General features: G+C 57.2%; 14 protein-coding genes. 12 read left to right on the top strand and 2 right to left on the bottom strand.

Going from position 1 to position 13,240, the window contains the following annotated elements; genetic code table 11:
- Positions 1 to 288: 288 nt before the first annotated feature.
- A complete protein-coding gene (locus ACYZT6_RS10180; RefSeq protein ID WP_462026770.1) occupies positions 289 to 894 on the top strand; it encodes an SCO family protein in 606 nt (201 codons plus the stop codon).
- The gene (locus ACYZT6_RS10175) at positions 894 to 1,382 is read left to right on the top strand and encodes a copper chaperone PCu(A)C (RefSeq protein WP_462026769.1); all 489 of its coding nucleotides are present in this window, start codon (positions 894 to 896) and stop codon (positions 1,380 to 1,382) included. Before ACYZT6_RS10180 ends, ACYZT6_RS10175 begins: the two co-directional genes overlap by 1 nt.
- A gap of 248 nt (positions 1,383 to 1,630) precedes the next feature.
- Here the strand turns inward: ACYZT6_RS10175 and ACYZT6_RS10170 are convergent, their stop codons facing one another.
- Complete coding sequence (locus ACYZT6_RS10170) at positions 1,631 to 2,614, bottom strand: GlxA family transcriptional regulator (RefSeq protein ID WP_462026768.1); 984 nt, start codon at positions 2,612 to 2,614, stop codon at positions 1,631 to 1,633.
- Positions 2,615 to 2,880: 266 nt separating this feature from the next.
- Here ACYZT6_RS10170 and ACYZT6_RS10165 point away from each other — a divergent pair, with 266 nt between their 5' ends.
- The 9 genes from ACYZT6_RS10165 to ACYZT6_RS10125 all read left to right on the top strand — a co-directional run bounded on the left by ACYZT6_RS10165 (position 2,881) and on the right by ACYZT6_RS10125 (position 11,003).
- On the top strand, positions 2,881 to 4,191 hold the full coding sequence (locus ACYZT6_RS10165) for a flavin-containing monooxygenase (protein ID WP_462026767.1): 1,311 nt from the start codon (positions 2,881 to 2,883) through the stop codon (positions 4,189 to 4,191).
- Positions 4,192 to 4,216: 25 nt separating this feature from the next.
- The gene (locus ACYZT6_RS10160; protein ID WP_017338215.1) at positions 4,217 to 4,633 is read left to right on the top strand and encodes a RidA family protein; all 417 of its coding nucleotides are present in this window, start codon (positions 4,217 to 4,219) and stop codon (positions 4,631 to 4,633) included.
- A 157-nt stretch (positions 4,634 to 4,790) separates the two neighbouring features.
- A complete protein-coding gene (locus tag ACYZT6_RS10155) occupies positions 4,791 to 5,468 on the top strand; it encodes a DUF1028 domain-containing protein (protein WP_462026766.1) in 678 nt (225 codons plus the stop codon).
- Entirely contained in the window at positions 5,465 to 6,616 is a 1,152-nt protein-coding gene (argE, locus tag ACYZT6_RS10150) for an acetylornithine deacetylase (protein WP_462026765.1), read from the top strand. The genes ACYZT6_RS10155 and argE overlap by 4 nt, the downstream gene beginning before the upstream one ends.
- Positions 6,617 to 7,041: 425 nt before the next feature.
- The gene (locus ACYZT6_RS10145) at positions 7,042 to 8,457 is read left to right on the top strand and encodes a purine-cytosine permease family protein (RefSeq protein ID WP_462026764.1); all 1,416 of its coding nucleotides are present in this window, start codon (positions 7,042 to 7,044) and stop codon (positions 8,455 to 8,457) included.
- Between the two features lie 174 nt (positions 8,458 to 8,631).
- The gene (locus ACYZT6_RS10140) at positions 8,632 to 8,850 is read left to right on the top strand and encodes a PLD nuclease N-terminal domain-containing protein (RefSeq protein ID WP_462026763.1); all 219 of its coding nucleotides are present in this window, start codon (positions 8,632 to 8,634) and stop codon (positions 8,848 to 8,850) included.
- 218 nt (positions 8,851 to 9,068) lie between these two features.
- Positions 9,069 to 9,383 carry a hypothetical protein gene (locus ACYZT6_RS10135; RefSeq protein WP_462026762.1) on the top strand — a complete coding sequence of 105 codons (315 nt, stop codon included), beginning with the start codon at positions 9,069 to 9,071 and terminating at the stop codon, positions 9,381 to 9,383.
- A gap of 602 nt (positions 9,384 to 9,985) precedes the next feature.
- Positions 9,986 to 10,279 carry a fructose-bisphosphate aldolase gene (locus tag ACYZT6_RS10130; protein WP_462026761.1) on the top strand — a complete coding sequence of 98 codons (294 nt, stop codon included), beginning with the start codon at positions 9,986 to 9,988 and terminating at the stop codon, positions 10,277 to 10,279.
- 472 nt (positions 10,280 to 10,751) lie between these two features.
- Complete coding sequence (locus ACYZT6_RS10125) at positions 10,752 to 11,003, top strand: hypothetical protein (RefSeq protein WP_462026760.1); 252 nt, start codon at positions 10,752 to 10,754, stop codon at positions 11,001 to 11,003.
- Between the two features lie 176 nt (positions 11,004 to 11,179).
- Here the strand turns inward: ACYZT6_RS10125 and ACYZT6_RS10120 are convergent, their stop codons facing one another.
- Positions 11,180 to 11,593: a hypothetical protein gene (locus ACYZT6_RS10120; RefSeq protein WP_462026759.1), complete on the bottom strand. Its 414-nt coding sequence runs from the start codon at positions 11,591 to 11,593 to the stop codon at positions 11,180 to 11,182.
- A 131-nt stretch (positions 11,594 to 11,724) separates the two neighbouring features.
- Between ACYZT6_RS10120 and ACYZT6_RS10115 the strand changes: the two genes are divergently transcribed.
- Positions 11,725 to 13,203 (top strand): hypothetical protein, encoded by a 1,479-nt coding sequence (locus ACYZT6_RS10115; protein WP_462026758.1) that lies wholly within the window; start codon positions 11,725 to 11,727, stop codon positions 13,201 to 13,203.
- Positions 13,204 to 13,240: the final 37 nt, after the last annotated feature.

The raw sequence follows: 13,240 nt of genomic DNA, 5'->3' as shown, positions 1-13,240 counted from the left end.
CGGTTTACCTGACACACCGCACTGCCCGATTTTACGACTGCTTCGCAGCCGAACGCAGCCTCGCGCTGCTCGGCAGCTGCTACAGGGGATCGAGTTATGCCAGGGTGTCAGTGGTCCGCGCTTTTCTACTGATCCGTAGTTTTTTGCGATTCCTGCACCTGTACCAAAACCACCCCTCGTCCAACAATGAGCGAAGCACGGTCACAGTTTGTTAATATCCACACGTTTTTTTTCGTCTGATACATCAGGCGCTGTAGATCTCACGTCGCAACACAGGAATGCTTTTCCATGAGTACGTTGTTTACCCGTCGCACGGTCCTGCGCGGTATGGGCTTGTTGAGTCTTGGCCTGCTCGCCGGTTGCGATGACGGCCCCAAGCTGTCGTTCAAGTACGGCAAGGACCTCAGCGACAAGATCATGGGACGTACCTTCAAGCTCAAAGACGCCCAGGGCGAAACGAAGATGCTCACCAGTTATCGCGGCCTGATGCCGATGGTGTTTTTCGGTTTCACCCAATGCCCAGCGGTCTGCCCGACGACCCTGGCCCGAGCGGCGCAGGCCAAGAAGCTGATGGGCCGCGACGGCGAGAAGCTGCAGGTGATCTTCATCACCCTCGACCCCGAACGCGACACCCCGCAAATGCTCGACGCCTACGTCAAATCGTTCGACCCGAGTTTCGAGGCGTTGCACGGCACGCTCGAAGAAACCGCCGCCACCGCCAAAGAATTCGGCGTGTTCTTCGAAAAGATCCCGAGCGGTTCGACCTACACCCTCTCCCACACCGCGACCAGCTACGTCTTCGACTCCCGGGGCAACTTGCGCCTGGGGCTGTCCGCGTCCCTTACGGCTAAAGAGTGCGCAGAAGACCTGCTCACTGTCATGGAAGTCTGCTAATGAATTCGATCTGCGCAAAAACCGCTTTCTCGCGACGTGCCAAGCAACTGGTCCTGGGATGCGCCCTGATCGGCATGGCCTGGCAAGTATCTGCTCAAACCAAAGTGGACGATGCCTGGGTCCGTGCAACCGTTGCCGGCCAGCAATCGACTGGTGCGTTCATGACATTGCAAGCTGACAGCGACAGCAAGCTGCTCAGCGTGCAATCGCCAATCGCTAAAATCGTGCAAATTCACCAGTCAATCATGAAAGACGATGTGATGAGCATGCGTCAGGTCGAGTCCGTCGCGCTGCCGGCCGGCAAACCGGTGAGCTTTGATCCTCACGGTTACCACGTGATGCTGATGGACCTGACGGCGCAGGTGAAGGAAGGCGATAAAGTCCCCCTCACCCTGACCGTGGAAAACGCCAAGGGCGAGAAAGAGACGATTAAGGTAGACGCCGAGGCCCGAGCACTTGGCATGGCTGATCACAGCAAGATGCATTAAAGCTATTCACCCAAGCTCAGACTCCCACATTTGTGGCCTGACGGGGCTTTTGTGGCATGGGAGTTTACTTGTGGCGAGGGGCTTTTGTGGCGAGGGGGCTTGCCCCCGTTCGGCTGCGGAGCAGTCGTAAATCCGGACAACTCGGTCTGTCTGAACGGACGCTTCTGGGGGCCGCTCCGCGACCCAACGGGGGCAAGCCCCCTCGCCACAAAAGCCCCCCTCGCCACAGGGTTTATGTTCGGCTGATCTTATTTAACGAGTCGCTTTTCCTTGGAAGGCCGGTAGCCGAAATACGAGCTGTAACACTTGCTGAAATGGCTCGGCGACACAAAGCCGCACGCCACCAGCACGTCCACCTGGGACAGCTCCGTATGCTGGAGTAGCCGCCGCGCTTCGGTAATCCGCAATTCCATGTAATACCGTTGCGGCGTTGTCCCCAGTTGCTCCTTGAACAAGCGCTCAAGTTGTCGACGTGAGCGACCGGCGTAAACCGCCAGTTGCTCCAGCTCCAAAGGTTCTTCGAGGTTGGCATCCATCAGCTTCACCACCTCGCGCAAGGGCGCGCTCACACAGACATTCTCCGTCGGCTTGATGCGTCGGTAGCGGGACTCCTCGAAGGCCAGGATGTCCTCGATCCCCTCGACGAGCGCTTTGCCGTACAGCCCTTTGATCCAGTCCAGCGCCATGTGAAATGCGCCGGAAGGACTGGACGCTGTCAGTCGGTCTCGGTCGATGATGTAAGGCTCGCTGCTGACCTGCGTCGCCTTGCAGAAATCCGCGAGTGCGGGGCGATGCTCGGGGTGAATCGCGCAACGGTAACCGTCCAGCAAACCGGCCTTCCCCAGGAACCACGCACCGTTCCACAACCCGGCCAGGCTGACGCCTTGGTCTGATGCCGTCCCCAACAGGCTGATCAAGCCTTCGCTGGCCCTGAGTTCTGTCCTGTAGCCGCCGCAAATCACCAGCAGGTCCAGCGCTTTGATCGCTGAACAATCGATGCGCGCATCGGGCCGGATGACCAGGCCCAGATCGCTGACGACCTCGCCTTCATCCAAGCCGAACGTGCGGGACGAGAACGAGTCGGGGCGTAGCAGATTGGCCGTAATTACCGTATCCAGCGCCTGGGTGAACGCGGGCAGCGAGAAATGTTCGAGCAGCAGGAATCCGGCGCGGACCGTTTGCTGGGTCCCATCAGGGTGTTCATTCAGATAGCGAAGGTTTTTGCCCTTCATGCCTCCGCTAAATTGGCGTCGTTCGATCAATCTCGCCCCACTCCATTACGTTACCGAACCGGCTGTCTTAGACGCCATGTTACCCCGCAGCGCCACGTTGGCGTATCCACTCGCCTTGATGGAACGCTGGATAGCGCTCTGCCTCAGTTATTTATACTCAAATGCCAGCTTAATAATATTTTACCGATACCAGGGTCATCCCTAGTCTTGAGCCCAAGAAATGGCAGGCCGTTCGCGACCTCACTCCAACTTCGAAGGGTATTGAGATGACCACTGAAAAAATAAAAACAGATACGCTGATTGTTGGCGCCGGTCAGGCTGGCGTGGCCATGAGTGAACACCTGAGCAAACTCGGCGTGCCACACCTGGTACTGGAACGCAACCGTGTTGCCGAGCGCTGGCGTACCGGGCGCTGGGATTCGCTGGTGGCGAATGGTCCGGCGTGGCACGACCGGTTTCCAGGTCTTGATTTTGACGACCTCAGTCCCGACGAATTTGCCCCGAAAGAACGCGTCGCTGATTACTTCGAAGCCTATGCGAAGAAATTCAACGCACCGATCCGCACTGGCGTGGACGTGCTGAAAGTCGAACGCAATGTCGGTCGCCCGGGCTTCACCATTGAAACCTCTGAAGGCGTGATTGAAGCCAACCGAGTGGTGGCGGCCACCGGGCCTTTCCAGCGTCCGGTCATCCCGCCGATTGCGCCGCACGATCAACCCTTCCTGCAGATCCACTCGGCCGATTACCGCAACCCGGCACAACTGCCTGAAGGCGCGGTGCTGGTGGTCGGCGCGGGTTCGTCCGGCGTGCAGATTGCCGATGAATTGCAGCGCGCCGGGAAGAAGGTTTACCTCTCGGTCGGTGCCCACGACCGCCCTCCTCGCGCTTATCGCAACCGTGATTTCTGCTGGTGGCTGGGTGTGCTTGGCGAATGGGATCAGGCGGCGATGAAACCGGGTCGGGAACACGTGACCATCGCGGTCAGCGGCGCCCATGGTGGCCGCACCGTGGACTTCCGTGGCTTGGCGCATCGCGGCATGACGCTGGTGGGTTTGACTCAATCGTTCAACGATGGTGTGGCGACGTTCCAGCCGAATCTTGCCGACAACCTGACGCGTGGCGATGAGAACTATCTGGCTCTGCTGAATGCCGCCGACGCCTATATCGAACGCAATGGCCTGGACCTGCCGGAAGAACCTGAAGCGCGCCATGTGTTCCCGGATCCGGAGTGTGTAACCCAGCCGATTCTTGAGCTCGACCTGACCAAGGCCGGCGTCACCTCGATCATCTGGGCCACCGGTTTTGCCACCGATTACAGCTGGCTCAAGGTCGATGCCTTCGACGACAACGGCAAGCCGCAGCATCAGCGCGGCGTGTCGAGCGAGGCTGGCGTGTATTTCCTTGGCCTGCCGTGGCAGTCCCGTCGCGGCTCTTCGTTCATCTGGGGTGTCTGGCATGACGCCAAATACGTGGCTGATCACATCGCCATTCAGCGCTCTTACCTCGACTACCACGACGCGGCGCAACGCGAGGCTGAACAGGCCCCGGTCGCCCATAAAACCACGGTCAGTGCTTAAGCCTTTCTCTTTTCAGGAGCGTCATATGTCCACGCCAACCCATACCCGTATTCGCATGTTCAACACCAAGGAAACCTACCCGAACCAGAGCCTGGACAACGACCTGTGCCAAGCAGTCCGCGCCGGCAACACCGTTTATGTTCGCGGCCAGGTCGGGACTGATTTCGAGGGCCGACTGGTGGGGCTGGGTGACCCGCGTGCTCAGGCCGAACAGGCGATGCGCAACGTCAAGCAGTTGCTGGAAGAGGCTGGCAGCGACCTGAGCCACATCGTGAAAACCACGACTTACCTGATTGACCCACGGTATCGCGAGCCGGTGTATCAGGAAGTCGGGAAATGGCTGAAAGGCGTGTTTCCAATTTCTACTGGCCTGGTGGTTTCGGCACTCGGGCAGCCGCAGTGGTTGATGGAGATTGATGTGATTGCGGTGATTCCTGAGTAAGCAGGTAAGACCCAGTCGCGGCCTTCGCGAGCAAGCTTCGCTCCTACGTTAGATCTCGATTTCATGCACGACCCCGATCAATGTAGGAGCGAAGCTTGCTCGCGAAGAGGCCCGCCCAAACACCTCATTCGCCCAGGCAAACCAAGGAGCAAAACCCATGACCTTCTCCATCGCCGCCCGTTGCCCCGAAACCGGTCAGTTCGGCATTGCGATCAGTTCCTCCAGCATCGCCGTCGGCGCCCGCTGCCCGTGGTTGCTGCCGGGTGTCGGCGCCGTCTCCACACAAAACATCACCCTGCCGTCGTTAGGCCCGGAAGTCCTCGCCCTCATGGAGCAAGGCCTCGCCCCGGCCGAGGCACTGGACAAAGTCCTGACACGCAACGGCTACAGCCAATACCGCCAGATCACCGCCATCGACCACCTCGGCCAAACCGCGCATTTCAGCGGCGCGCAAACCCTTGGCAACCACAACGCCGTGTCCGGCGAGCAATGCGTCGCCGCCGGCAACATGCTCGCGGACCGTTCGGTGATCGAGGCCATGGTCGAGGCGTTCGAACACGGCGAAGGTCAACTCGCCGACCGATTGCTCGCGGCGATGAAAGCCGCCATCGCCGCCGGTGGCGAAGCCGGGCCGGTGCATTCGGCGGCGATGGTGGTGGTCGGTGAACTGACCTGGCCGATCATCAACCTGCGGGTCGACTGGGCTGACGAAAACCCCATCGGCCAGTTGGAAAAACTCTGGGACGCCTATCGCCCGCAGGCCCAGGACTACATCGACCGCGCCCTCGCTCCCGACAAATCTCCGGGCTACGGCGTCGCCGGAGACGACCGATGAGTAGCAGCCGCGATTTGCTGCAAACGCTGGTGGCGTTCGACACCACGAGCCGCGAATCCAACCTGCACCTCATCGAATTCGTCCGCGACTACCTCGCGAGCTTCGACGTGCCTTGCGAACTGATCTACAACGAGCAGCGCAGCAAGGCCAATCTGTTCGCGACCATTGGCCCGGCGGATCGACCGGGCATCGTGCTGTCGGGGCATACCGACGTGGTGCCCGTCGACGGCCAACCGTGGACCGTTGCGCCGTTCGAACTCACCGAGCGCGACGGCAAGCTGTACGGGCGTGGCACGGCGGACATGAAAGGCTACATTGCTTGCGTGCTGGCGTTGGTACCTTCGTTGGTGAACGCTCGGTTGCGGCTGCCGGTGCACATTGCGCTGTCCTACGATGAAGAAGTCGGCTGCCTCGGCGTGCGCTCGTTGCTTGCGGAACTGGAGCAGCGTCCGGTCAAACCGATGCTCTGCATCATTGGTGAACCGACCGAACTTAAACCGGTGCTCGGGCATAAAGGCAAACTGGCGATGCGTTGCGATATTCATGGCGAAGCATGCCATTCGGCGTACGCGCCGCTTGGGGTTAATGCGATTGAATATGCCGCTGAACTGATCGGTGAACTGGGACGGATTGGTAAACGCCTCAAAGCGCCCGAGCATCACGACGCGCGTTTCGATCCGCCGTTCAGCACCGTGCAAACCGGTGTGATTTCCGGTGGCAAAGCGTTGAACATCGTCCCCGCTGATTGCCGCTTCGATTTCGAAATCCGTGCGTTGCCTTCGCATGATCCGAGTGAGGTAGCGCAGGAGCTGAAAGCCTATGCCGAGCAACAGGTGTTGCCGCGTATGCGTGCGGTGAGTGAACAGAGTGAGATTCGATTTAGCCAGTTGTCGGCGTACCCCGGATTGGCCACCGATGCGCACAGCGAAGCAGCCGAGTTGATCGCCATATTTTCCGGTTCCCGAGAATTCGGCACAGTAGCGTTCGGCACCGAAGGCGGCCTGTTTGACGCCGCCGGAATCGCCACCGTCGTCTGCGGCCCAGGCAGCATGGACCAGGGCCATAAACCCGACGAATTCGTCAGCCTCGAACAACTCACCGCTTGCGATGCCATGTTGAAACGGATGCTGACCTCCATCTCCGACTGACACGATCATTGTAGGAGCGCGGCTTGCCCGCGAAGGCGATGTGTCAGTCAACTACGATGTTGAATGTTCGGCCGCCTTCGCGGGCAAGCCTCGCTCCTACACGGTCCGTGGTGTTTTAACGATCCGGCAGGCCTGAAATCACGAAGCATTGAACACCCCCAACCCCCTGTGGGAGCTAGCCTGCTAGCGATAGCGATCTGTCAGCCAAATCATTTTTGACTGTCAAATCGCTATCGCTAGCAGGCTAGCTCCCACAGGGTTTTCGGCTACCCGGCGACATACATTTTTTAACGTCTATACCCACAATCTTTCTAATTTATCTATCCGCCCCCACCGCACATCATCAACTCCAACAAGAAAAGCGTCGCCCCCGTGCGGCGCTCACCGAAGTACGTCCACGTACTCAAAATGCCTTGGAGTCCGTCATGGTTACCACAGCAACAACCGCCGCCCCGCTCATCGAAAAACACACCATCGGCTACGTGCCGCCCGAAGATCGCCACGGCAAAACCCGCGACCTGTTCACCCTCTGGTTCGGCGGCAACATCGCCCCGCTGCCCATCGTCACCGGCGCCCTCGGCGTGCAGATGTTCCACCTCAACCTGGTGTGGGGCATCGTCGCCATCCTCGTCGGCCACCTCGTCGGCGGCGTGCTGATGGCGCTGCACTCCGCGCAAGGCCCGCAGATGGGCATTCCGCAGATGATCCAGAGTCGCGCCCAGTTCGGCTCCCTCGGTGCACTGTTGGTGGTGCTGATCGCCGGCATCATGTACATCGGCTTCTTCGCTTCCAACATCGTCCTCGCCGGCAAGTCATTGCATGGCGTAGTCGACAGCGTTCCGGTACCCGTGGGCATCGTCATCGGCGCCCTCGGTTCCGGCATCATCGGCATCATCGGCTACCGCTTCATCCACGTGCTCAACCGCATCGGCACCTGGGTACTCGGCGCCGGCATCGTGCTCGGCTTCGGCTACATCTTCACCCACGTGCAAACCGCCGACTTCCTCACCCGCGGCAGCTTCAACATCTCCGGCTGGCTCGCCACCGTGTCCCTCGCCGCGCTCTGGCAAATCGCCTTCGCGCCGTACGTCTCCGACTACTCGCGCTACCTGCCAGCCAACGTACCCGTCGCCGCAACGTTCTGGACGACTTATCTCGGCACCGTCCTCGGCTCCAGCCTCTCGTTCATCTTCGGCGCTGTCGCCGTCCTCGCCACACCCGTCGGCATGGACACCATGGACGCCGTCAAACTCGCCACGGGCTCCATCGGCCCACTGATGCTCGTGCTGTTCCTGCTCAGCGTCATCAGCCACAACGCCCTCAACCTCTACGGCGCCGTGCTGTCGCTGATCACCCTGATCCAGACCTTCGCCTACCGCTGGATCCCCACCGCCAAAAGCCGCGCCGTCCTCTCGGTCATCATCCTCGCCGCTTGCTGCTTCGCCGCTGTCGGCGCGTCTGCCAACTTCATCGGCCACTTCGTCGACATGGTGCTGGTGCTGCTCGTGGTGCTGGTGCCATGGACCGCGATCAACCTGATCGACTTCTACGCGATTCACAAAGGTCAGTACGACATCAACTCGATCTTCAAGGTCGATGGCGGCATCTACGGCCGGTACAACCCCCAGGCGTTGCTGGCGTATGCGATCGGGATTGCGGTGCAGATTCCGTTCATGAACACGCCGCTGTATGTCGGGCCGATTTCGGAGCACATCAACGGCGCTGACTTGTCGTGGTTGGTCGGTCTGCTCATCACCTCCCCGCTCTACTACTGGCTGGCCAACCGCGACACCGCCTACAAACGCCGCCTCTCAACCGGAAAACTGGCCAACTCAATCTAACTAATCCCCCATTCCCCTGTGGGAGCGAGCCTGCTCGCGATGAGGCCCTGACAGCCAATATGGATTGGCCTGCCAGCCCACCATCGCGAGCAACCCCGCTTACGTCTCCCCAAAATTAAATGAACCCTGCCCACCACAACCCACCTAACGGAAAGACTATCTGGAGGGTGACTAATGCAAATCGAAACAATCTGGATCGTACTGACAACCGTTCTATTGCTGGTCGAGCTATGGGCCATCAACCGAGTACGCAAAGCCGAAGGCAAATCGAGCAACAAACTCTTGTGGATCGTAGTGATCGTGTTTGTGCCGCTGATTGGGGTGGTGGCGTGGGCATTGGCGGGACCGAAGCACACCGAACACAACCCGCATTCGCCGCAGGCTGGGCAATGAGGTCGGATGGTCCGCGATAAGGATTAGAAAACTGCGCAATTTCAAATGACAAAGCCCCGATGATTTGGGGCTTTGTTTATTCTGACTGACTCAAAGCACAATTTACTTTTGCAGGTACATCTGAAATCTGTTTCAGGTCTCACCAGCTGTCGTGGATGGTTGCAATTTAAAATCACCGCTACCATCTCGGGCACTATTACCCCCGCCGGAACAGCGCGATGAAACAAAAATTCGTTATACGCTTGATGTTCGAATGGGGTGGCGGCGTGTTGTGGTGCGGGAACGAAGCCGCACGCGAACAATTTTCGGTAGGCCCAATTGAAGATCAGCTACCGCTTACTGACAAAACCCGAACGTCTCTGAATGAATTGACACGCTGGCATGACACATCTCTAAACTGGGACTACCCACCAGATCCCGGCCCTTGGGAATCAGAGGAGTACACACGGTTCGATTCTGCGGCGCACGCCCTGCTCGCCACTATCCAAATCGAACTGGGATCTAATTTCGAAGTGGTTTATGAAAAGCTATGAATGAAGCCGTGCCTCTCCGGCCACGCTTAATGACCACGCAACAGAGGCTGCTTTTCTTTGATTTTCATCTCCGAAAATCGTGTGGGAAATCACCCTCTGTGACGAGGGAACTTGCTCCCGCTGAGAGGCGAAGCCGTCCCAAACCCCACCAAACCTTTAAACATGCACACATCCTGTAGCAGCTGGCGAAGCCTGCGTTCGGCTGCGCAGCAGCCGCAAATCCAGCACGCACGGTCCACCTGACATTAAACAACCTCTGATTAAACGACTGCTGCTCAGCCGAACATAGTCTTCGCCATCAGCCACAAAACACCGATTTACGTCCTACCCCCCCGTTTGCAGCCACCAAAATCGCCGCCTATATTCGAACCATCGCTGACCAAAGTCAGCGATTGGGTTTCGCAGCCCTGCAGAAGTGATCACACCGCTAAAAACAACTGTGGCAAACTTTGCCGCCGTTACGTTTTATGGCGGCTGTGTGTGGGAGACCTTCGGGTCTGCCGGCTTTGATCTCTTCTCCGGTCTGCGAACCCGCACATAGCTGCCACCCAATGTTTCGTAGCAGAAAGGTGGCTTCATTAGCTTTTGAAGAGTTCATCCTTATGACAACGAACATTCCGCCCCGCCGCTTCACCCCAATGTCCCAACTCGCCACCGACCACCCCGTCCTGCTCATCGACTACGACGCCCCACTGCGCGAACTCCACAACTGCCTCAGCGAACGCCTCAACGCCGTCCTCAAATACCTCAACCTCATGGCCTGCACCAGCCTCCCCGACTACGCCGAACACGACATCAACACCGTCACCAACATCGCCCGGATCATGGTCCAGGATGTGAGCGATGTGTTTCGGGTGATTGAGCAGCGTGGGTTTGATGTGCCCACGGGACAGTAACCGACCAATGAATATGCATCAAAAAAACGCATTGCTGCGCATCCGCTAATACCTATGCAAAAGACCCTTTGAGGTTTGCTGCCCAACAGATAAAAAGAAGACCCAAAAAAGGTGGCACCCTATTCATTTAAATAGAGCTGTCACCTCTTTTCTTATGTCAAGGAGCCTGATGCCAGACTGAGGTGTACTTCAACTGGACGATCGCTATGAGCCAATGCTGTCTTTAGGTTCCATTGCCTCCCAACGCCACGAATAGAAAACATTGGAACAGTAAACGCAGTTTAAGCGCAGAGGCTTAGCGTATATTTTTTTGAACCCCCATAAGCTCCCCAATCCGGAAATGAGATGGACGCGCTAGGAGTTATTCAGTTTTGGTCTAGAAAACTGTCATCTTTTACAGGTTACTTACTGAGCTGGCACGCTCATGCTTTACATGCAAACAATTAATCTGACTTAAGTTTAGGGAGTGATCATGGCGGATACGGTAGAAATTACAGTGACTGAGATTGAAGGGAAGGCGGTGACTTTTTCTAACTTGCCCCGCGTCCTTCGCGAGAAATATGGAATGGAGATTGTCGGTATGCGCTTTTCAGATGACGGCAAGAGCGTAAAAGCAGAAGGTAGAATGATTCCAAGCAAACCATTGGTCGTTGAGACATTCGCTCAATACCCTCCTCTGGGAAGGTTCACAGTAAAATTCGCAGAGATAGAAGCATTGCTCTAACTGTGTGGTTCAACTTTCCAGTTTCCCCTCCAAAAAAGGTGACCAAAAAAGGTGAGGGTGACAGATCTATTTATAAAAATAGATCCGTCACCATTTTCTGGGTTTGATGTACCAAAGAAACAGTGACCAGAGTTGAGTCGAAAAAAATAGCGGGTTTTCAGTTTTGTTCAGGCCTGTCAATTTGGCAAGAGGATTGCCTTCTCTATCATCGCAGCAACATCCTTCGCACCAAAACACCGGAATTTAACGCTGCCAGCGCCGGTATCCAGACGGATGATCTTCGTCATAAACCCGCCTTCAATCGTGACCTTCCGGATTAATGCCAGTGGGAGTTCAATATCCAGCGTCCCGTCCTGAACGAGGCGGTTCATGGCATTGGCACTCAAACGAACCATTTTCTGGGTCAGCTCCATCTTCCCGCCAACCCAAAGTCCTCCGTATGCTTCCTTGAAGGCCTCCAGCGCATCGCCCAACGCGTCCACATTGCCAGCCTCGGCCATGGAATATAAATCGTCGACGTTGTCGTAATTCACCTCGGCATCGGCCACCAGAAAATTCACCAACTTCGACTTCAAAACCTGTCCAGTCATTTTTGCCTCTCCATAATTTGAGTCGCACTGGGGCGCACCGCGCGAACACAATATCGTCGCAAAGCACCGTCCTATTTGGCTGCCAGCACTCATGCTAATATGCCATCATCTTTTCAATGAAGTACACCCGCATGGATGCAATGTCCCGCCCTTTCGGCCTATTTCCACTGCTCACCGCTGCCTTGATCCTCTCTGGATGCCAATCGACAAAGCCCGCGCACGCTCAAATCACACCACCTGAGGCCCAGCCGGGTTTTGCGGTTTTCAACAGTGTGCTGTTTGAGACACCCGTGCCCAACTCGATCGTGCGCGAGGGAGATCGGATCACCTATGTGGTGACTTCGTCTCCTAGTCCAGAACTGCACTATCTGGCACGTTTCGACGCCAACTGCAGCCAGCCGGATGCGCAAATGGCTTACCGCAGCAAAGCGGGAATGTCGCTATTCGCCGCCAATCCGCGGGGGCGTTCGGAGGAATCCTGGCAATTGCCTGCTGAACAAAAGAGCCAGTACCTGCAAAGTGCGCAGTTGAAGCAGGTTTGTGCCCAGACAACACCTCCTCAATGGCGCGTGTTCTCGGCACCCGAGCATCAGGATTGGCAGATGATTGACCGCGCCAGCCTGAAAGTAAAAGGTGACGAGGTGACTTTCTGGACGGCTCGGGTACTCCCCTCCGAGATGTTGGTGCCCGGCAACAACGCCTTGTATGGGCAGGTACGCCAGCGGTGGACGGCCAACTGCGCCCAGCAACAACTGACCGCGTTAAGCCATTTCTACCTTGATACTCACAGTCGTGTGCTCGCTGGAAACGTGCAGACAGATCTCAAAGCTATCAGCTCGAAAAGCCTCGGAGCCGATGAGCGTCAGCTGGTTCAGGTGGCCTGTGGCAAGCCGCAGTCGCTGGATCGATACAAACAATTTGAAGGGCGTGAGCAGTCACCCTTTGAGGTGCCGGTCCCCGTAGTTGCCGCCCCGGTGTTGAAAGCCATCGAGGCATTGAACATGCCCAAACCGGAGAAAAGCATTCAGCACCTGCGCCGGGTGTTCAAGGATAACTCCGAGCCAAGACAGTATTCAGATGAAGCCGTGCGGCTCAACGGGCGTGACTCGAAATACCTTTCTGGCGAGGCGGGCAATCAACTGACGGAGCGTTTTAAAGAGCGAGGAAGTCAGTCAGTCAAAGCCACTTTCCGAGGCCTGATTGATCTGGCTGGAAGTGAATTCAGCGCTCGTGCAGGTGAGATAACGATCGAGGATAAGGCGCTGACGAACCTCAGTTTCGAGGGCGATTGGGCGAACATGCCGGTCGGCGCACTCCTGCGATACACGGCGCAGGATATGCAGTTCCGTTATGCCAACGGTGGGAAAGGTCCCAGAGCCTTGGTACCGGTCGACAACAGATACAGCTGTGAGGTGCAGTTGCAGAAACCCGCCAGCACGTATCACCCGAGTTTGACCGGGACTGCCAAGGTACTCAGCTGCATAAAAGATGCTTACCAATACAGCACCGACATTTACGTCTACCTCGAAGCGTATGGAATGTTTGTGCCGTTCCAATACGTCACGCGGAACGTGCAGGGCGAATGGACGATTGAGGTGGTGGAATCTTGAATTGCCTGGCGATTCGAAAAAAGAGAACAGATCTATG

The sequence above is a fragment of the Pseudomonas sp. RT6P73 genome, from assembly GCF_054897715.1.
Note: the sequence above shows the minus strand (reverse complement) of the source record. Positions and strands in the feature narration are given on the sequence as shown.

Coding starts and splice junctions, on each gene's coding strand:
- ACYZT6_RS10115 (WP_462026758.1), top strand. CDS start 11,725: ATGGATGCAATGTCCCGCCCTTTCGGCCTATTTCCACTGCTCACCGCT.
- ACYZT6_RS10165 (WP_462026767.1), top strand. CDS start 2,881: ATGACCACTGAAAAAATAAAAACAGATACGCTGATTGTTGGCGCCGGT.
- ACYZT6_RS10175 (WP_462026769.1), top strand. CDS start 894: ATGAATTCGATCTGCGCAAAAACCGCTTTCTCGCGACGTGCCAAGCAA.
- ACYZT6_RS10145 (WP_462026764.1), top strand. CDS start 7,042: ATGGTTACCACAGCAACAACCGCCGCCCCGCTCATCGAAAAACACACC.
- ACYZT6_RS10155 (WP_462026766.1), top strand. CDS start 4,791: ATGACCTTCTCCATCGCCGCCCGTTGCCCCGAAACCGGTCAGTTCGGC.
- ACYZT6_RS10170 (WP_462026768.1), bottom strand. CDS start 2,614: ATGAAGGGCAAAAACCTTCGCTATCTGAATGAACACCCTGATGGGACC.
- ACYZT6_RS10160 (WP_017338215.1), top strand. CDS start 4,217: ATGTCCACGCCAACCCATACCCGTATTCGCATGTTCAACACCAAGGAA.
- ACYZT6_RS10120 (WP_462026759.1), bottom strand. CDS start 11,593: ATGACTGGACAGGTTTTGAAGTCGAAGTTGGTGAATTTTCTGGTGGCC.
- ACYZT6_RS10135 (WP_462026762.1), top strand. CDS start 9,069: ATGAAACAAAAATTCGTTATACGCTTGATGTTCGAATGGGGTGGCGGC.
- argE (WP_462026765.1), top strand. CDS start 5,465: ATGAGTAGCAGCCGCGATTTGCTGCAAACGCTGGTGGCGTTCGACACC.
- ACYZT6_RS10140 (WP_462026763.1), top strand. CDS start 8,632: ATGCAAATCGAAACAATCTGGATCGTACTGACAACCGTTCTATTGCTG.
- ACYZT6_RS10130 (WP_462026761.1), top strand. CDS start 9,986: ATGACAACGAACATTCCGCCCCGCCGCTTCACCCCAATGTCCCAACTC.
- ACYZT6_RS10125 (WP_462026760.1), top strand. CDS start 10,752: ATGGCGGATACGGTAGAAATTACAGTGACTGAGATTGAAGGGAAGGCG.
- ACYZT6_RS10180 (WP_462026770.1), top strand. CDS start 289: ATGAGTACGTTGTTTACCCGTCGCACGGTCCTGCGCGGTATGGGCTTG.